14 protein-coding genes are annotated in these 18,345 nt (G+C 62.8%); 10 read left to right on the top strand and 4 right to left on the bottom strand.

What is annotated here, in order from left to right; all coding sequences use genetic code 11:
* Window positions 1–156 precede the first annotated feature (156 nt).
* Genes AC2ETI_RS28405 through AC2ETI_RS28395 form a run of 3 tightly spaced genes read right to left on the bottom strand, consistent with a single transcriptional unit; the run spans window position 157 to window position 3,214 of the window.
* Window positions 157–1,245 carry an acyl-CoA dehydrogenase family protein gene (locus AC2ETI_RS28405; RefSeq protein ID WP_030003140.1) on the bottom strand — a complete coding sequence of 363 codons (1,089 nt, stop codon included), beginning with the start codon at window positions 1,243–1,245 and terminating at the stop codon, window positions 157–159.
* Window positions 1,242–2,399: an acyl-CoA dehydrogenase family protein gene (locus tag AC2ETI_RS28400; protein WP_051636690.1), complete on the bottom strand. Its 1,158-nt coding sequence runs from the start codon at window positions 2,397–2,399 to the stop codon at window positions 1,242–1,244. Before AC2ETI_RS28400 ends, AC2ETI_RS28405 begins: the two co-directional genes overlap by 4 nt.
* Window positions 2,396–3,214: an enoyl-CoA hydratase-related protein gene (locus AC2ETI_RS28395; RefSeq protein ID WP_030003138.1), complete on the bottom strand. Its 819-nt coding sequence runs from the start codon at window positions 3,212–3,214 to the stop codon at window positions 2,396–2,398. The genes AC2ETI_RS28400 and AC2ETI_RS28395 overlap by 4 nt, the downstream gene beginning before the upstream one ends.
* A gap of 126 nt (window positions 3,215–3,340) precedes the next feature.
* Here AC2ETI_RS28395 and AC2ETI_RS28390 point away from each other — a divergent pair, with 126 nt between their 5' ends.
* Window positions 3,341–4,099, top strand: coding sequence for an SDR family NAD(P)-dependent oxidoreductase (locus AC2ETI_RS28390; protein WP_030003137.1), 759 nt, complete (start codon window positions 3,341–3,343; stop codon window positions 4,097–4,099).
* 1,769 nt (window positions 4,100–5,868) lie between these two features.
* Here AC2ETI_RS28390 and AC2ETI_RS28385 read toward each other — a convergent pair.
* Window positions 5,869–6,660, bottom strand: a complete 792-nt coding sequence (locus tag AC2ETI_RS28385) for an IclR family transcriptional regulator (protein WP_030003135.1) — start codon at window positions 6,658–6,660, stop codon at window positions 5,869–5,871.
* Between the two features lie 362 nt (window positions 6,661–7,022).
* Between AC2ETI_RS28385 and AC2ETI_RS28380 the strand changes: the two genes are divergently transcribed.
* The 9 genes from AC2ETI_RS28380 (at window position 7,023) to AC2ETI_RS28340 (ending at window position 17,459) form a co-directional block, all read left to right on the top strand.
* Window positions 7,023–8,216, top strand: a complete 1,194-nt coding sequence (locus AC2ETI_RS28380) for a 3-ketosteroid-9-alpha-monooxygenase, oxygenase component (protein ID WP_030003134.1) — start codon at window positions 7,023–7,025, stop codon at window positions 8,214–8,216.
* Between the two features lie 48 nt (window positions 8,217–8,264).
* Window positions 8,265–9,449, top strand: coding sequence for an acyl-CoA dehydrogenase family protein (locus tag AC2ETI_RS28375; RefSeq protein WP_030003133.1), 1,185 nt, complete (start codon window positions 8,265–8,267; stop codon window positions 9,447–9,449).
* Window positions 9,450–9,498: 49 nt separating this feature from the next.
* A complete protein-coding gene (locus tag AC2ETI_RS28370) occupies window positions 9,499–10,467 on the top strand; it encodes a VOC family protein (protein ID WP_051636676.1) in 969 nt (322 codons plus the stop codon).
* Between the two features lie 157 nt (window positions 10,468–10,624).
* On the top strand, window positions 10,625–12,244 hold the full coding sequence (locus tag AC2ETI_RS28365) for a flavin-containing monooxygenase (protein WP_244891536.1): 1,620 nt from the start codon (window positions 10,625–10,627) through the stop codon (window positions 12,242–12,244).
* Window position 12,245: 1 nt separating this feature from the next.
* Window positions 12,246–13,208 carry an alpha/beta hydrolase gene (locus AC2ETI_RS28360; RefSeq protein WP_030003130.1) on the top strand — a complete coding sequence of 321 codons (963 nt, stop codon included), beginning with the start codon at window positions 12,246–12,248 and terminating at the stop codon, window positions 13,206–13,208.
* A gap of 113 nt (window positions 13,209–13,321) precedes the next feature.
* A complete protein-coding gene (locus AC2ETI_RS28355) occupies window positions 13,322–14,209 on the top strand; it encodes an SDR family NAD(P)-dependent oxidoreductase (RefSeq protein ID WP_030003129.1) in 888 nt (295 codons plus the stop codon).
* A gap of 6 nt (window positions 14,210–14,215) precedes the next feature.
* Complete coding sequence (locus AC2ETI_RS28350) at window positions 14,216–15,133, top strand: SDR family NAD(P)-dependent oxidoreductase (protein ID WP_051636675.1); 918 nt, start codon at window positions 14,216–14,218, stop codon at window positions 15,131–15,133.
* Window positions 15,130–17,121, top strand: a complete 1,992-nt coding sequence (locus AC2ETI_RS28345; RefSeq protein ID WP_030003127.1) for a flavin-containing monooxygenase — start codon at window positions 15,130–15,132, stop codon at window positions 17,119–17,121. Before AC2ETI_RS28350 ends, AC2ETI_RS28345 begins: the two co-directional genes overlap by 4 nt.
* The gene (locus AC2ETI_RS28340) at window positions 17,118–17,459 is read left to right on the top strand and encodes a hypothetical protein (RefSeq protein ID WP_030003126.1); all 342 of its coding nucleotides are present in this window, start codon (window positions 17,118–17,120) and stop codon (window positions 17,457–17,459) included. The genes AC2ETI_RS28345 and AC2ETI_RS28340 overlap by 4 nt, the downstream gene beginning before the upstream one ends.
* Window positions 17,460–18,345: the final 886 nt, after the last annotated feature.

Here is an 18,345-nt window from a genome sequence, read left to right as displayed (position 1 = left end):
GAGACAGAATCGTTATTATCGTTGAGCCTCCGGTAGTGCGTGTTGCTCCGGCGGTTGGCCACGAAGGGCGGCTCTGCGCGCTATGCGGGCCCGCTACGCTGCGCGATCATCGATTGCGTGGATGGCGCTCAGACATGGCGTCGCCCTCGCTGGCGGTCACGCCTGCTCCGCAGTCGTCGTCCCGGGCACCCCTGTGACGAGATCCCAGATGTCGATTCCGTCATCGAGAACTTGGCCTGCCAGGACGCCTGCCCAGTACTGCTCCGTTCCGTGCCGGTCACGCCAACTCCACAGCGAGGTGCTATACCGCCCCAGAGCGTGTTCGGATGTGAAACCGATCGCGCCGTGGATCTGGTGTCCACTCGCGGCGACCGGGTGAGCCGACCGCGACGTCACCACCTTGGCGGCAGCGACGGCAGTCAGTGCCGTGCGACGGTCGGCGGATTCGTATGCCGATGCCGCTTCGCGTGCCGAGATGTCCATGAGGGTCGTCAGGGCCGCCATGCTCGCGAGTCGCTGCTGGACGGCCTGGAACTGGGTCAGTGGCCTGCCGAACTGGGAACGCTCGGTGGCGTAAAGCAGCGTGTGGTCGCGGACGGACGCGGCCACCGCTGCGGCCGCTATGGCATAGGCGAGTGCACCGCGCTCGATCACATCATCGGCGGTGATCGCCGTGGGACCGTCGAACAGCACCGGTGCGCCGTCGAAGGTGATGGTGGCGAGCGAGACACCGACAAGGTCGGTTTCCGCCGACACGTGCACTCCCGGGGCATCGGTTCGTATCGAAGCCAGCCTCGCACCCGACGAGCCGTGTTCGGCAGGCAAGACGATCAGTACGGTGTCGCAGTCGGCGGCGAAGGCGACGTCTGTGACAGTTCCGTCGAGGGCCGTCTGCTCACCGTTTCGAGTAAGAAGGCACGCGGCGTCGCCGATCGCGATAGTCGCTGACGTGGATTCGAGTGCGTACCCGGCGTCAGCGGCCAGCCACAGGGCCAGGATGCCGTGTTCGATGAGGGGTGTGAGTGCACCCTTCCCCGCTGCCGTCGACACGACGGCCAAAGCATCGCTCAACGCCGCTCCGCCGCCCCCGACCTCCTCGGGCGCCCCGACGGTGGCGAAACCGCCTTCGTGTAGCTGTTCCCAGATCGCCGTGTCCACCGCGCGCGCGGGGGTCTGATGATCGACCCCGATGCGATCGATGACGGATGCAGTGACCGCCGTCAGTTCCGCGGTGAAGTCACTCATCGAACCCCCAGTCCACGCGCGACGATGCCGCGCAGAATCTCGTTGGTGCCGCCGCGAAGCGTGAACACCGGTGTGTGCAGAGTGCTGTGTGCAAGAAGTGTCGCGAACGGGTCGTTCCCGCCGAGCTTGGCCACCGCGAGGCTCGAGGAGCGCACCGCGTCGCCGAGGTCGCCTTCGAATATCGATCCGAGATCCTTGACCATAGCGGCCAGGACATCGGGATTGCGACCCGCGGATAGTTCGGCCGCGACCTGCAGCGACATCCGGCGAAGACCCCACGCCTGTGCGGTGAGGGAGCCCAGAGTGTCCCGCTGTTCGGGCGTGGCGCCCGTCCGGGCGAGAAGTGACGCCCACGCACGCAGCAGCGGCATCGTGCTGAGATACCGCTCGGGTCCCGAACGCTCGAACGCGAGCTCATTCATTACCTGGGCCCAGCCACCGCCGCGCTGACCGAGCAGCGCGCTCGCGGGAACCGTGGCGTCGTGGAAGATCACTTCGTTGAAGTGCGCTTGCCCGTCGATGCTCCGGATCGGGCGGATCTCGATATCCGGGTGGGGGATATCGACGACGAACTGCGACAGCCCGGTCTGACGGTCGCTTGGCTGTCCATCGGTGCGGGCGAGCAGGACCATGGCATGCGCCGTGTGTGCGCCGGTCGTCCACACTTTGGTGCCGCTGATCGTCCACGAGTCACCGTTGTCCACGGCGCGGGTGCGCACCGACGCAAGGTCGGAGCCGGCGTCGGGTTCACTCATGCCGATCGCGAAAAAGGTCGTACCCGAGGCGATCCCGGGGAGGTAACGCTGCCTCTGTTCGGCCGAACCGTGCGCGAGGATGCTCGGCGCCATCTGACGGTCCGCGATCCAGTGCGATGCCACTGGCGCGCCCGCGGCGAGCAGTTCTTCGTTGACTACGAATCGTTCCAGCGGGGTGCGGCCGTGACCGCCGTACTCGGCGGGTACGGTCATTCCCAACCAGCCCTGCGCCGCTAGCCGAGCACTGAACTCGGCGTCGAATCCGGTCATCCAACTGTCCACAGCAGGGGTGAAGGTGCTGGCAACAAGCTCGTCGGCGAGGAATCGCCGAACCTCGGCCCGCAGGTTGTCGAGACCGGATGGACTGGCAGAAGGCACGTCTGTCATGGAGTCGGTCATGAGGCGCTCGGTCCCCGGGACGACCATGCCGCATTGCCCTTGCGTGACATCGACCACATCTGCACACCGCGTTCGATCTCGACCGCAGACGACCAGCTGACGGCCGGGGGTCCCAGTTCCAGACGTGCGCTGGCCTTGACTCTCCTCGTCAACTGCGGATCCGCCGCTGCGGTACGGACCAGAGCGTCGACGAACTGCGAGATCTCGCTCGCTTCGACTGCCGCGTAGGCGAGACCCTTCGCCGCAGCCTCGGCGCCCGTGAGTGACTGCCCGCACGCTGCCAGTGCAATCGTGTCCGCCCATCGCAGCGAACGGCCGAGCAACGACAGATGGCCGCCGCCAGGATGGATACTCCGGGCAAGGAAGCCGCTCTCTAGTTGGGCGTCCGGCGTCACCACCATGATGTCGGCGGCCATCGCTAGGTTGAGCCCGGCACCGACAGCGCCACCGGAGACAACCGCGATGGTCGGGACTGGAAGACTGCCAACGCGGACAAAAGCGCCGTAGATGGCGCTGGTGCGGGCCACCGCGTCGGGTGAGGCAGGGTCGGACGACGACGACGCGAGATCCCGAGTATCGGCCCCGCTACAGAAGTAGCTGCCCCGCGCGTCGACCACTACCGCCCCGATGGTGTCGTCTTCCTCGACCCGATCACAGAACCGCACAATAGCGGCTGCCATATGGAGCGTGATCGCGTTTTTTCGGCGCGGGTTGTCGAGGGTGAGCCGGGCGACGCCTCCATTGAACGACGTGAGTGTTGCCGGGGCTCCGTCGACCTTCTCTGCAGTTTCGGTACCGAGACCGTTTTCAGTCATGGCGTGACGGTAGCAGATTGGATCCAAAATAGTTACCAATGTGTTGACAAAATCAGTTTCCCTGCAGTGCACTGGATCTGCACCAAGGGCAGCCGCACTGGGCGGAAGCCACAGAGAGGAGCAGGCGTGTTCGACTTGAGTGGAAGAATCGCACTGGTCACCGGCGCAGGACAGAGTGTGGGCGAAGGAATCGCGAAAGTCCTTGCACAACAGGGTGCTGCGGTGATAGTCAACGACTTGCGCGGCGACCGGGCACGGAAGGTGGCTGCGGGTATCGTCGGGTCGGGTGGTCGTGCGGTCGCGGCCCCGTTCGATGTCACGGACTATGACGCCACGCTCAGTCATGTTCGCGCCGCGGAGACCGCACTCGGCGGTCCTGTCGACGTCGTCGTCAACAACGCCGGCGTCGCCGAAGGGCGTGTCATCAAGCCATTCCGGGAGTTGTCTCCCACGGAGTGGCGTGCTCCCATCGACCTCAACGTCTTCGGCGCTATGAACTGCATCAAGGTTGCCATCGATGGTATGTGCGAGGCAGGCTGGGGGCGAATTGTTCAGATCTCGTCGGGCTCGGCCCGCACCGGCCAGAACATCAATCAGACGATGTACGCCACAGGCAAGAGTGGAATCGAGGGCTTTATTCGGCACCTCGCGGCCGAAACCGGACAGTTCGGTGTCACTGCCAACAACGTGGCGCTCGGACACCAGGAGAACCTCCGGGACAAGATGAGCCCGGAGATGATCCAGCAGATCCTCACCACCATCCCGATCGGACGGTTCGGCGATCCGTTCGAGGTTGGAGCGTTCTGTGCCTATTTAGCGTCAGACGAGGCCGGTGGAATCACCGGTCAGACATTGGACTTCAACGGAGGATCGCAAACTCGCTGAACGAGGTTCCCTCCACCGTGATGTCGCGGATACCCATTCGTGCGTCAGATCTCGGACGCTGCGTCGAGATCTACACGTAGGGAGACGAATTCACGCATGGCAGGGATCCGAACACGCTCCTTTGGTGCATTCGTCAACGTGATGGGACGGCAGAGTAGGCGGTTGTCAGTCCGATTCACGGAAGAGCGGAGACGCACGTCGACCACCGCAACAGTTCATCAAAATTGTGGTCAGTATTGACGGCGTCGAGGGCAGGATGACAAGTGCGTGTGTACATGAGGCGTCGAAGTCACACCTTTAACTCCCAGGGCGAACTAGGGCACGACCATCGGAAGTGTGCGTGATCCGAGCACGACGGCGTGAACAACTCTGTTCACCATGGATTCACCTATTTTCGCTCTGTGGTCGGGTCCCGAATTCTGAGGACCCGCAGCGCGCTGATCTAGAGACTGGCCCGACGGGGGCGTCGACTTTCTCGAGTGGTCGGCAGGTATTGCCCCTCGAGCATCGTCCTTTCCCGGATGAATTCGATGCCGCGGGGCGTACTGGAAACGGGCGCAGCGTGTTTGAAAATGCGATCACCTGGAGCGAACTGGCGATCGGGTGAAGCGCATTTACCCTTCGGTCCCGGCGGATCCGTTCGGTATCGGGGGGCGCGCCGTCCCGATGGTGGGCACGCGGGGGTGGCGCGAATCGTTCAGGTCCGCGATCGATCCGGCGTTGCCCGCCTGATGTCAACACTGCCGCCGAGGAACTTGTCCCGGAGGAGGCGGAAAGGGTGACCGGCCTGATCGTTCGTCGAGCAGGAGAAGGGAGCGGGTCAGGATAGGTGCGAACCTTGGTGTCTAGTCGCGGGGTCGGCTTCGAGGGAGATGCCCCAGCTACGGCGAGAGTGGGAGGCCACGCTTACCTCGGACTGGTCGTCCTCGTATCCGGTCACAGGATCCGGTGACTCGCTAACAAGGCTGCGTGTCCGGGCTGAACTCGACTTGGTCGATCAGTCATGGTTTGCTCCGCGACGCTGTTCCCGAACGGCGATACCGTGTTCCGCCCTCGGTGTCCGTGCCGGGACTACTGGGGACGAGACTGTAAGTCGATTCGCCAACGAGATGCCCCCGTTAGATGAGATGGGTCTTGCGATGCGGGAACCCATGAACGCAGGCGCCGGTGATGGCTTCTGGTTGGTGTTGGACGACAGTGCCGGAGGCTGGCCAATTGCCGGCCATCTGTGTATCTACTTCCGCAGGCGAACTCCGAAACTCAAGCCTGTGGCACACGGCTTCGAGTATCGCAGGACGCGATTCCGCGATCGCTGTTGATCCGGACACCCTGCGATCCACCATCAGTCGATGCGGCGAGTTCGCCAAGGCCTGGTATTACGATGACCGCCAGCGTGGAGGGATTCGTCTGCGGCACAGTACCTTCAAGCTTTGGAGGGTTCGTAGTTCCACGCTGTTCGCCTCATGCTGGGCGGTCTCAGGACCGAGGGAGGCACGATGATTGATTCCTTCGGGGCAGTCCGGCGAAGTGACGGTTCAACTGTCCCCGGTGTGTAGGCGGCCGACAATTCGCTGGCCTCAGCTACTGGTGAGACCTGCCCAGGGTCCGGCATCCACCGGGATCGGGCATCGCCATTGGCTAAGTGCCATCTCACACGGGGCGGGCGGCATCACTGCACGCCAGCATGCCTCCGCGGCTGCCTAATCTAGCAATTGAGGGGTACTGCAACCGACCGAATCCGTGCCGCAAGACGCTCACTCAGAGCGGAGTCAGTGGCTAGCAAGGTCAGCCGCCACACACCTGTCCCAAATGTCGCGTGCGGTCGAGCGTAGGGGGCCGATCATCTTCTGGTGATCTAGTGAGCCTATCGAGGCACAAATCGACAACCCGGCCATATTGCCGTAAACGTGGTCGGGGGGGCCGATCGATACTCCGACGCAGCCGATTCCGGGAAATGCATCGCCGCGATCGAACGCGGCGCCCTTCTCGCGAACCTGGGCAAACTCCCGGGCAAACTGGCTTGATGTCGCATGAGCGAAGTTTTTACGTGGTGACGTCGGCGAGTTCTTATGACGACCGCCCAGCGAGTACGACTTCGCAACGGTTGCGTTCGCCATGATCACCTTGCCCACCGCAGTCAGGTGCGCGGGCACGCGTTGGCCGACAGCAGTCGGGGTCGAACCCGAGGCACGTCCATTGACCTTGGCGAGGTACACGGTGTCGGCTACATCTACCACCGCGAGTTGGATTGTGTAGCCCGTCCGCTGGGCGAATGCGTGTAAAACCGGACGTGCATGTTGGAGCAAGCGATTCTGGTTCAGCGCAGCCTGTCCCATTTCGTAGGCCTTGACGCCCAGTTCATAGGTTTGCTCGGGCGATCGTGCCAACCAGCCGACCGAAGCCAACTGTTCGAGCAATCGGTGCGCTGAGGACCGTGGAATGCCGGTCTTTTGCGTCACTTGGGCGAGGGTGAGAGGGCCTGCGGAGTTGAAGGTTTCCAGAACCAGCGAAACCCGTCCGACCGCGGACACCGGGGGGCCTTCGGTGGGTGATGTGCTCAACCGTTCCTCCTGACAGATCCTGCCAACGTGACACACGTCACGGTACCTTCCCTATGCTGCGTGCATCAAATGCGGCCGGTGACGGCTGCCATCCGTGGTTCGACTTCGTCGTGAATTGCCTCCCGCTACACGAGCGGATTCGCTTGTGCACGCGGCCCCGCGATGATCCACCGCAACCTTTGTCGGAGGTCAGGCGTGCCGACCGGTTCGAAGGTGGTCCTGCCGTAGGGGATCTGAATGTGTTCCCGTTCTGCGGGAGACCCATGTCACCGAGCTGTCCATAGTTGCCAAGCTGTTCAAAACGCGACGGGCCCAGTTGATGGGTGACCAGTTGTCGTGCCCAGTCCGATCAGGAGGCAAAAGTGAATTCTGCAGAGACCGAACAGGTTCGCGTCATCGATACCGGGGCGCCCCCCGAGAGGTATGCACGCGGATGGCACTGTCTGGGACTGCTCGGGGATTTCGCGGACGGCAAGCCCCACCAGGTGTCGGCCTTCGGGACCGAGTTGGTGGTCTTCGCGGGTGAGGACGGAAAGATCAGCGTCCTCGACGCGTTCTGCCGTCACATGGGCGGCAACCTTGCGCTCGGCACCGTCAAGGGGAACTCCATTGCCTGCCCGTTCCATGATTGGCGGTGGCGAGGTGATGGGAAGTGCTCGGGAATACCTTATGCGCGCCGTGTCCCGCCGCTCGCAAGGACAAGGGCTTGGGTGACTTCCGAGGTCAACGGACAGCTTTTCGTATGGCATGACCCCCAGGGGTCCAAGCCTTCAAGCGACCTCGCGATCCCTGTCATCGCGGAGTACGGCGATCCGGAATGGACCGATTGGGTTTGGAACTCGATCGTGGTCGAGGGATCGCACTGCCGTGAGCTCGTCGACAACATCGTCGACATGGCCCACTTCTTTTACGTGCACTACGGAATGCCGACCTTCTTCCGCAACGTGTTCGAGGGACATACGGCGACTCAGGCGATGCGTTCCCTCCCGCGTCCCGACGCGACCGGTGTCAGACTCAGTGAGAGCACCAACTACTCCACGGAAAGTCAGTCCGATGCAACGTACTTCGGACCTTCGTACATGATCGACAAGCTGTGGACGGGCGGTACGGATCCCGAAGCCGATCCGAATATCTACCTGATCAACTGCCACTATCCGATCTCGCCCACCTCGTTCCGCCTCCAATACGGGGTGATCGCGAAGAAGCCGTCCGGCGTACCCGATGAGCAGGCACAGACGATCGCCGAGATGATCGCCAAGGGCGTTGCAATCGGGTTTGAGCAGGACGTGAAGATCTGGAAGAGCAAGTCTCGGATCGACAACCCTCTGCTGTGCGAGGAGGACGGCCCGGTTTACCAGTTGCGCCGCTGGTACGAGCAGTTCTACGTGGACATCGAGGATGTCCAGCCGGAGATGGTCAACAGGTTCGAGTACGAGATCGACACTGAGCGAGCCCTGACAAGTTGGCAAGCAGAGGTCGACGAGAACCTCGCCGCCGGCCGGACCGCATTCGGAACCATGATCGAAAACACGGCGCAAGCTGACGTCCCCTCCTGACCCATCGGTAGTCACGTCGGCCCGGCCACATTCCTCAGAAAGAGACACATGAGTTACGAAGCGCTCGACTACATCGTCGCCAATGCCGACGCATTGCGCGACGGCGCGCAGGAATCCGACTCGATTGGCAGGCTTACAGATGACACCGCCGATGTGTTGCGGCAGTCCGGAATCATCCGTCTGTTGCAGCGCAAGAAATACAACGGTTTCGAAGCCCACCCTCGCGAGTTCTCCGAAAGTGTGATGAAGCTGGCCAGCGTCTACGGATCAGCTGGTTGGGTGGGTGGCATCGTCGGTGTGCATCCTTGGCAGCTCGCCTTCGCGGATCCGAAGGTTCAGGACGAGGTATTGGGCGAGAACTCGGACACCTGGCAGGCCTCGCCTTACATGCCGGGCGGAATCGCGGTGCCGGTAGAGGGTGGTTACCGGATGAACGGCCGTTGGCAGTTTTCCTCCGGCACCGACCACTGCGACTGGATCTTCCTCGGCGCGATAGTCGGGGACGAGGACGGACAGCCTCTGATGCCGCCGGTGGGTCTGCACGTTATCCTGCCGCGTTCGGATTACCAGATCGTCGAAGATTCCTGGGAGGTTATGGGACTCCGTGGTACGGGAAGCAAGGACATCGTGGTAAAAGATGCCTTCATCCCCGACTATCGGGTGATGAATGCGCAGGATGTCATCGACGGCACTGCGGCCCAGAAATACGGCGTGACGGAGACGCTGTACAAGATGCCCTGGTCGACGATGTTCCCGCTCGGAATCACCTCCGCCACAATCGGCATCTGTGAAGGTGTGCTCGCGGCAGGGATTGCCTACCAGCGCGAGCGCATCGGTTCGACCGGAACGCCGGTCCGGGACGATCCGTACGTGCTGCATGCGCTGGGGGAGGCCGCGGCCGAGATCGACGCTGCGCGACAACAGTTGCTGAGTAATGTCGACCGCATCTGGGATCTCGTGGACGCGGGCAAGGAGATCGACTTCGAGTTGCGTGCTCAGGTACGACGCAACCAGGTTCGTTCGGCCTGGCGAGCCGTCCGAGCTGCGGACGAGGTCTTCGACAGGGCGGGTGGCAACGCTCTGCGGCTGGACAACCCGTTGCAGCGATTCTGGCGGGACGCGCACTGCGGGCTCCACCACGCGATCCACGTCTCCAGCACGCCCTACCATGGTTCGGCCATGGCTTCGCTGGGCGTTGACGTGCCCAACGGTCCACTGCGCGTGATGATCTGATGATCGGGTCCGGCTGGTGCTTGTTGAATCTACGAAAGGACGCTTGACAATGACGGAAATCAAAGGACTCGGTTATGTGCGCGTCCTGGCTACGGATATGGACCGATGGCGCGAGCTCGGCTTCGAGGTGCTCGGCTTCGCGCCGGGGGTCGGAGACGAAGAAGATGCGCTGCATTTCCGGATGGACGAGCGACCCTCGAGAATCACCGTGGTGCACGGGGAGGTTGACAGGGTGACCGCAGTCGGTTGGGAGGTGCGCGACGCATTTGCGCTGCGCCGGCTCGCGGCACAACTCGACACCGTCGGATACGAGTACGAGACGATGCCGTTCGACCTGTGCGAGAGCCGGAAGATCGAGGGTGGCCTGTCGTTGAGAGATCCGGGAGGTACCCCTCTGGAGATTTTTTACGGGCCGGTTCTGGAGCACAGCCCAGTGGTCACCAAGTACGGGCAGAAGTTCATCACTGGGGCGCAGGGTCTCGGCCACGTGGTGATGCCGACGGCGAACTTCGACGAGTCGTACCGCTTCTACACGGAGGTTCTCGCATTCCTCCCGCGTGGTGCCTTCCGGATGCCAGCCCCTCCCGAGGTGGGACCGCAACGGATCCGGTTCCTCGGTGTGAACCAGCGTCACCACAGTCTCGCCATCATGCCGACGCTGGAGGGACGTGACCCGGGCCTCATCCACGTCATGGTGGAGGTCGACGAACTTGACGCCGTCGGTCGGGCTTTCGACCAAGTGCAAACGCGAGATTTCCCCGTCTCGTCGACGCTAGGTCGTCACACCAACGACAAGATGATCTCGTTCTACGTCGGTGTACCTGGGGGATGGGATATCGAATACGGCACCGCAGGGGAGCTGGTGGACGAGTCGTACTACACGGCGGAGGAGATCACGGCCGACAGCTACTGGGGCCACGAATGGTTATGGGCTAAGGAGATGAAGGCCGCGGCACAAGCGGAGGCCGACCGTGTTGCCAGCAACTCGTTGGTCACGAAGGCTGACGCCGCACATTGATTCGTCATGCCCTGACAGCCCAGTCCCGGGTCGTCGGGCGTGGTCGCTGAACAAACTCCAGCTGTCGGTTTTGCCACCCGCATCGAGGTAACGGTGAGGACGCACCCGACCCACAATCCAAAGACCCGAGATGGTCCTCAGCAAGGAAGTGAATAGAGTGGATACGCAGAGTGACGCGTCCGATGTCGTCGTGATCGGCGCCGGCATCTCCGGGCTGTATGCAGTGCACAAGTTCCGGCAACGTGGAATGAACGTCCACGGATTCGAATCCGCCGCGGGCGTCGGTGGCACCTGGTTCCACAACCGCTACCCCGGCGCCAGATGCGATGTCGAGAGTATCGACTATTCCTACTCGTTCGACGAGGACCTCCAGCAGGAATGGACGTGGTCGGAGCGTTTCGCCACCCAGGAGGAGATCCTTGCCTACCTCGAGCACGTTGCAGACAGGTTCGATCTGCGCAGCGCGTATGACTTTCTCACCAGGGTCGTCTCCACCGTCTACGATGAAGAAGCGGCATTGTGGACTGTGACCACCGACACCGGAAAGTCCGTGACCGCGCGCTTCTGCGTGATGGCGACCGGCGTCCTGTCTGCGACCAACCGTCCTGCGATCGCAGGTAGGGATTCCTTCGCTGGAGAGAGCTACCACACCGGTGAATGGCCGCATGAGCCCGTTGATTTCGTGGGTAAGCGTGTCGGCGTGATCGGTACCGGGTCGTCCGGAATCCAGTCAATTCCAGAGATAGCGAAGGATGCCGCTCAGGTCGTGGTGTTCCAGCGGAGCCCCAATTACTCAATCCCCGCAGGCAATCGGCCGCTGACCGAGGAACTGATCGCGCAGGTGAAAGCCGGATACCCCGAGCGGCGGCGTCTCGCCCGCCTCAGCGGTGGTGGTACCCCGTTTACGCCCTATCCCAAGGGCGCGATGGAGGTCGAGGAGCAGGAGCGCACGCGGATCTACGACGAGTGGTGGCAGCGCGGCGGTTACCTGTTCGCCAAGGCATTCCCCGATCAGACCACCAACCTCGAGGCTAACGACACCGCACGCAAGTACGTCGAGGCCAAGATTCGTGACATGGTGAACGATCCGGAACTCGCCGATCAGCTGATCCCGAACGACCATCCCATCGGCACGAAGCGCATCGTCACGGACAGCGGCTACTTCGAGGCATATAACCGCGACAACGTCACACTGGTCAACTTGCGGCAGACCCCAATCACCGAGATCACCGAGAACGGTGTCCTAGTCGGCGACCAGCTGCACGAGCTGGACATGCTCATATTCGCCACCGGATTCGACGCAATGACCGGCGCGCTCTCGCGTATCGACATCGTGGGTCGCGGTGGCCGCACCCTGAACGAGGATTGGGCCGCCGGACCACGCACCTACCTAGGGCTTTCGTCCGCCGGATTCCCCAACCTGTTCAACATGGTAGGACCTGGCAGCCCGAGCGTGCTCGCGAATATGGTGCTCATGGCTGAACTGCAGATCGACTGGATCGCGAAGTGCTTCGACTACCTGGACGAGCACAACGCGGTGTCGATCGAGGCGACACAACAAGCAGTGGACGAGTGGGTCGCCGAGTGCAACGCCAAGGCTGCGGCCACCCTGTTCCCAACCGCGAACTCATGGTATTTGGGCTCGAACATCCCCGGCAAGCCACGGGTGTTCATGCCGTACATAGGAGGATTCGCGAACTACGGGAGCATCTGCGCCGAGGTTGCGGAGGCCGGTTACAAGGGGTTCGAGATCGTCACATCTACGGAGGAAGCCTGAAATGACGGGCGCACGCAGGACCGATCTGCATCCTGACGTCGAGGCAATGCTCGCGGCGCTCGAGTCCGGATTTCCGGATGTGACAGCGTATTCGGCGACCGAGGTTCGCGAGATCATTCTGTCCCGGCGGTCTCCGCTCACTCGGACGCCGGACATGAAGCGGGTGAAGAATGTCACGATCGACGGTCCGGGAGGTGGTCTCCCTCTGCGGGTCTATACGCCACATTCCGTCGGCTCGTCGCCAGCACCCGTCGTCGTCTTCGCGCACGGCGGTGGATTCGTCTTCTGCGATCTAGACAGCCATGACGAGCTCTGCCGATCGATGGCGGACGCACTCGGCGTCGTTGTAGTGTCCGTCGACTATCGGCGCGCGCCGGAACACCCGGCACCTGCGGCGGTGGAGGACGTGTACGCGGCGGTGTGCTGGACGGCAGATACAATCGCCGAGTACCAGGGAGACCCGAGACGAATCGCGGTCGTCGGTGACAGCGCGGGCGGCAATCTCGCCGCGACCGTATCAATCGCGGCGAGAGACCGTGGCGGGCCACGGATCACGGCGCAGATCCTGATCTACCCGCTCATTGACAACGACTTCACCACCGAGTCGTACGAAAAGTACGGTGTTGGCTATTACAACACCGCCAAAGCGATGAGGTGGTACTGGGATCAGTACGCACCGGACGGTACCGACAGCGAACTCATCGTCCCCACTCGCGCTGCATCGCTGACGGGACTCCCCGCGGCACTCGTCGCGACCGCTGAACTCGATCCGCCCTGTTCAGCGGGGGACGACTACGCGAAGAAACTCGCCGCTGCGGGTGTTCCCGTCCTCTCGCACCGCTTCGACGGGTTGTTCCACGGCTTCCTTACCTTCCCGCAGCTTTCCCTCACCGGGCCGGCTCGAACAGAACTGTGGGAGTTGATGCGGCAAGTGTTGGCGTTAGGTGGCGAATCACCCACATGAGCCTCGAATTTCGCTTTCCATCCAGCGGTCGATTCGGTGTCGCCGCCCGCCGATGCGTTCGACCATGAGTCACCACCGGTGTGAATCCGGCCGCACGCACAGTAGAGGAAGCCATGAACTACCGATTGACAGGGATGACCGCCCTCGTGACGGGCAGTAGCCGAGGGATTGGACGAGGCATCGCGCAACGTCTTGCAAGCGAGGACGCCACCGTCGTCGTCACCGCTCGCTCCAACACCCCGGTACAGTCGATTCGCAACGGCGAGAGCCAGATCATCGAGGGCTCGCTTGACGAGACGGTCGACCTGATCGAGAAGGCAGGCGGCAGGGCGATCGCCATTCCCGCCGACTTGGAGGACGCCGAGCAGCGGAGTCGGCTTGTCGAGGCCGTGGTCAAGGCGACCGGTGGCATCGACATCCTTGTCAATAATGCGGGCTTCGCGGACTACAGTTCCATCGAGAAGATGAATCTGGAGATGTTCGACCGAACCGTCGAGCACTATCTCAGGGTGCCATTCCTGTTGTCGCAGGCCGCGATTCCACACATGCGCAAGGCAGGCGCTGGGTGGATCGTCAATATCGGGTCGTCGACCGGCTTGAGCCCCATCCGTCCGTTCCGGGAGTACAACAAGACCTCCGGCGACGTCATCTATGCATCGGTTAAAGCCGCACTGCATCGGTTCTCTGAGGGGCTCGCCGCGGAGGTGCAGGACGACAACATCGCGGTAAACGTCGTCGGTCCCTCCACGGCAGTCCGGACCCCGGGTGCTGCGGCGCTGCTGCCCGAGGGTTACGAGGCCGAGCCGGTCGAATACCTGGCTCAGACGGTGCTGGAGATGTGCACGGTGCCGGCGGCCGAGCGTACCGGACTGGTGGCCTTCAGCCTCCACTACCCGTGGTCGAAGGAGATTCCGGTGATGACGCTGGACGGCCTCGAGGTTCTCCCGAGGCTGGAGCCGCCCGAGTGGGCGAACCCCAGCATTAAGCCGGCAGGTGTTTGAGCCGCGATGACTAAGGAAACCGACCAGGCTTCGGCCAACTCGACGGTCGTCGCACCCACTCGTTTCGCGGACGGCGTCGCTGTCGTCACGGGCGCCGCGGCGGGCATCGGAGCGGGACTCGTCCGTCACCTCGCGCATCTCGGCATGCTGGTGATCGTCGCCGACGTCGACGAACCGGGCGCGAAGCAGATCGCCACGGAGATCGTGGCCAAGGGTGGACGCGCCGAGCCGTATCGCGTGGACGTCAGCGACCCGGACGACGTCGAGGGCATGGCGGCGTTCGTCTTCGAATCCCACGGCGGGGTGGACCTGCTTATCAACAACGCAGGTGTCGAGTCGGCCGGTCTGCTGTGGGAGATCGACCGTGATCGCTGGCAGCGGGTGATGCAGATCAACGTCGACGGCGTGTTCTTCTGTCTGCGGTCGTTCGTCCCGCGGATGATCCAGGCGGGTACCCCGTCGTACATCGCGAACCTGTCCTCCGTGGGTGGACTGAACAGTGCCGCCGTCCAGTCCCCCTACATCGTGAGCAAGCATGCGGTTCAAGCGATGACCGAGAGCCTGTACCAGGACCTCGCAGTGGTCGACGCGCCGATCCAGGTCAGCGCGGTGATCCCGCATTCGATCCGGAGCGACATCTTCACGTCGGCTCAACGTGAGGCCCCGACGGGTAACGAAACGGCGAACGAGGTGTTCGCCGCGATGCAGCGGGACAACGTCGAGAAGGGGCTGGACCCCCTCGTTGCTGCCGAGCACATGATCGAGCAGATTGCGCGCGGAGACTTCTGGATCTACTCCGACGACGAGATCTGCATTGCCTCAGCACAGCGACGCGGTAGCCAGCTGCTCGATCTCAGACCACCGGCCGACCCACGCGAGATGTTGCTCCGCATGGGTGTGCCCCTTCCGAAAGGTGAACAATGACCGAGACGATAGCCGCAGATGTGGCGGAAAACGTGCCCGGTGGTGACCGCGAGGTTGAGCTGCACGCAGCGATCGACAGCTGTGATCCCGCGCCGTTGCTGATGTCTCTCGTACACGTGACCGGCGACCCGAGCCTCCTCGAAGAGTTCAGGTCGCGGTTGACGATCACAGAGCCGGGCAACCACTACAAGACAGGTATCAAGCCCACCGCTCCTCCCGGGCAGTACCCGGCAGACGTGATTGCCGACATTCGATCCCGCGCGCACGAGCTGCTGTCCGTAGACATGATGGACCGTCTCGGTACACCCGACCGGGAACTATTCGGCCGCATGGCGACTGTCGCGACCTCGGAGCGGGTCGACGTCGAATTCTTGCCGATCCTGCTTGAGCAGGCGGGTTTCTCGCCAAGCGAACGCAAGGTGCCGGTGACGGTCGCGCCCCCGGCCGAGTTCTCGGTGATCGTGATCGGCGCGGGCATTGTCGGCATCAACGCCGCGATCAAACTCGGCGAGGCGGGCTTCTCGTATCGGGTGTTCGAGTCCCGCAACGAGATCGGCGGAACCTGGTCGCGCAACACCTATCCGGGAGCTGCGGTCGACACGCCGAGCCACTACTACTCTTACTCGTTCGAGCTGAATCCGAATTGGTCGAAGTACTACCCCTCCGGCGTCGAGTATCAGAAGTATCTTCGTGGCGTCGTCGACGCCTACGGGATCGTCGACAACATCTCGTTCAACACCCGCGTGCTTTCCGTCATCTGGCTGGAGAGTGAGAACGTGTGGGAGGTGACGACAGAGACAGCCGACGGCACCCGTGAGGTGCAGAGGGCCGCCGCGGTGGTCACGGCGCTTGGCATGCTCAACTCACCGAACATCCCGGACATCGAGGGCCTGAACTCGTTTGGTGGCACAGTGATTCACACCGCCGAGTGGGACGAGAACCTGGACCTGACGGACAAGCGGGTGGTCGTGCTCGGCACAGGCTGCACCTCCGTGCAGGTGGTCGCGAACATCGTTGAGCAAGTTCGGTCGATGGACGTGGTAGTGCGGTCGCCGCACTGGATTGTGCCCGAGAAGACCGTCGTTCACGAGGTCTCGGACGGCGAGCGGTGGGCGATGGCGAACATTCCGCGCTTCAACGAGTGGTTCCGGCTACGGTCTTACTGGTTCGCATCGGACAATCTGTACGTGTTGCCCCGCATCGACGAGGAGTGGGCGCAGACGCACTTCTCGGCCTCCGCTGCCAACGAGATGGTGCTCAAAACGGCGACTGAATACCTGCAGAAGAGCTTCGCGGACCGCCCCGACCTGATCGAGAAGCTGACGCCCGACTTCCGGCCGTATGGCAAGCGGATCGTGAAGGACCCTGGGTTCTTCAAGGCGTTGACCCGTGACCACGTGAACCTGCACCGGGCATCGTTCCAACGCGTCGACCACGACGGGGTGCTTACCACTGAGGGCGAGTACATCCCCGCGGATGTCATCATCCTGGCGACGGGTTTTCAGCTGGAGTTCACCACTTCGATCGAAATCGCCGGCCGCGACGGCCGAACCCTCGCGGACGTGTGGGAGGGCGGTGACAACCCGCGCGCCTACCTCGGTATTCAGGTGGCCGGATTCCCGAACTTGTTCGTGACCGCAGGCCCGAACTCGGCGCCAAACCACGGCGCCGGCCACAACATCCTGAGCGAGGAGCACGTCCATTATGTGATCGAGTGCCTCCAGTACCTGCTGGAGAACGATCACGCCGCGATGGACGTCAAGCAGGAGGTGCTCGACGACTACAACCGCCGGGTCGACGAGGCACTCGACAAGACGGTCTGGGTGCATCCCGGTGCCACGGTGAACGGCTACTACCGCAACAGCCAGGGGCGCGCAATTGTGCCCTGCCCGTGGCGACTGGTCGACTACTGGACGCTCTTGCGGGAACCCAACCCGGTCGACTTCGAGTTCATCGACGGCGCCGGAGCGAAGGGAGACAACGCATGATCGCCACCACCACCATGTCGGTTGATGTCATGACGAGCGACGGGCTCGTCGGGTCTGGGCACGGCGCAGGCGGCCCACGAGACGAGACTCTCGACACTGGTCACGGAGAAGCCCGAGTACGTCGGAGACCCACCGCCCGCACCGGCGGAACGGGCTCGATCCCGAGCAACCTGCTGCGCGAAGCTGACACCATCCAACACGGTCACGGACGCCGCACACTGCCTGCAGTCCCTGGCTGTAGGCAGCTCAAGCGAGGAGCGCCACGAATGCTTTTTCGCGTCAGGCGGGCAGCCGTCGAGAAGCTCAGGGACTCGCCTACGGCCAATTCGCTTGCGTGACACCGTAACTTCCGCCTCCTGGCCGAGGTGGAATCGGGGCCGCGGGCGCCCTCCCGGTGGTCGGGATGGCAACCGCGGCGCTGCCGCCTCAGCGGTTAGGTTCGCTCTCGTATAAGTTCGGAGAGGAGCATTCGATGACGATGCAAGCATTGGGTTGCGACACTTGTGGCCGGAAGGTCCTGGTGGAGAAATTCAGCCAAGCCCACACCTCCATCCAATGGACGACGGATGCATCAGAGTGCCCGCTTATCTCGGCCTCCTCGACCCGGGTGGGCGATCCACGGCGTGGATGCCCGTCTCTTCGGAAGAGTATCGACGAGGCGGTCCGCTCAGCTGAACTGGGCGAGTCTTGTCTAGAGCTTCCCGTCGGGGCAGGCATTCCGCGACTTCATTGAGACCGCTAACCAGCAAGTCGGCGCCAGTCAATGCCGAGGGACCGAGTAGCATTCGGCCGGATTGCCCAGCGTTCCGGCTGAGTGTTGCGCACGGTGGTCCGCGAGTGTGAGGCAGCGTGTTGCGCGAAGATTGTTGCCACCCGGGACTGACGCGTCGTACCGTCGGGCAGTGAGATACGGGATTTACGATGCCGTGCTTATCGTCTCCGACGGCGGTACCAATCGGGTGCCGCAGCCAAGGACGCATGAGTCGCCGTGGCGGCCGCACAGGCGAAGTCGGATCTCGCGGCAAGGCACAGAGCGCGGTGTCTTGCCTCATTCAGGTCGCCCGGGCGAAGTCACTCCCCGCGGTCGATGCGAATCCAGGTTTGAGGAACAGCTGGAACACCCTCTCGTCATTTGCTTCGAGGTTCGACTCCCCAAGGTCGTCTGAGCCTCGATGTCGGGTCGGAAGATCCTGGCGCCGAACCGAGAATTACGTGCCCTTTCAT

Source organism: Rhodococcus sp. MurmanLake-1, from assembly GCF_056945715.1.
Note: the sequence above shows the minus strand (reverse complement) of the source record. Positions and strands in the feature narration are given on the sequence as shown.

Coding starts and splice junctions, on each gene's coding strand:
- AC2ETI_RS28405 (WP_030003140.1), bottom strand. CDS start 1,245: ATGAGTGACTTCACCGCGGAACTGACGGCGGTCACTGCATCCGTCATC.
- AC2ETI_RS28400 (WP_051636690.1), bottom strand. CDS start 2,399: ATGACCGACTCCATGACAGACGTGCCTTCTGCCAGTCCATCCGGTCTC.
- AC2ETI_RS28395 (WP_030003138.1), bottom strand. CDS start 3,214: ATGACTGAAAACGGTCTCGGTACCGAAACTGCAGAGAAGGTCGACGGA.
- AC2ETI_RS28375 (WP_030003133.1), top strand. CDS start 8,265: ATGAGTTACGAAGCGCTCGACTACATCGTCGCCAATGCCGACGCATTG.
- AC2ETI_RS28370 (WP_051636676.1), top strand. CDS start 9,499: ATGACGGAAATCAAAGGACTCGGTTATGTGCGCGTCCTGGCTACGGAT.
- AC2ETI_RS28360 (WP_030003130.1), top strand. CDS start 12,246: ATGACGGGCGCACGCAGGACCGATCTGCATCCTGACGTCGAGGCAATG.
- AC2ETI_RS28355 (WP_030003129.1), top strand. CDS start 13,322: ATGAACTACCGATTGACAGGGATGACCGCCCTCGTGACGGGCAGTAGC.
- AC2ETI_RS28350 (WP_051636675.1), top strand. CDS start 14,216: ATGACTAAGGAAACCGACCAGGCTTCGGCCAACTCGACGGTCGTCGCA.
- AC2ETI_RS28345 (WP_030003127.1), top strand. CDS start 15,130: ATGACCGAGACGATAGCCGCAGATGTGGCGGAAAACGTGCCCGGTGGT.
- AC2ETI_RS28340 (WP_030003126.1), top strand. CDS start 17,118: ATGATCGCCACCACCACCATGTCGGTTGATGTCATGACGAGCGACGGG.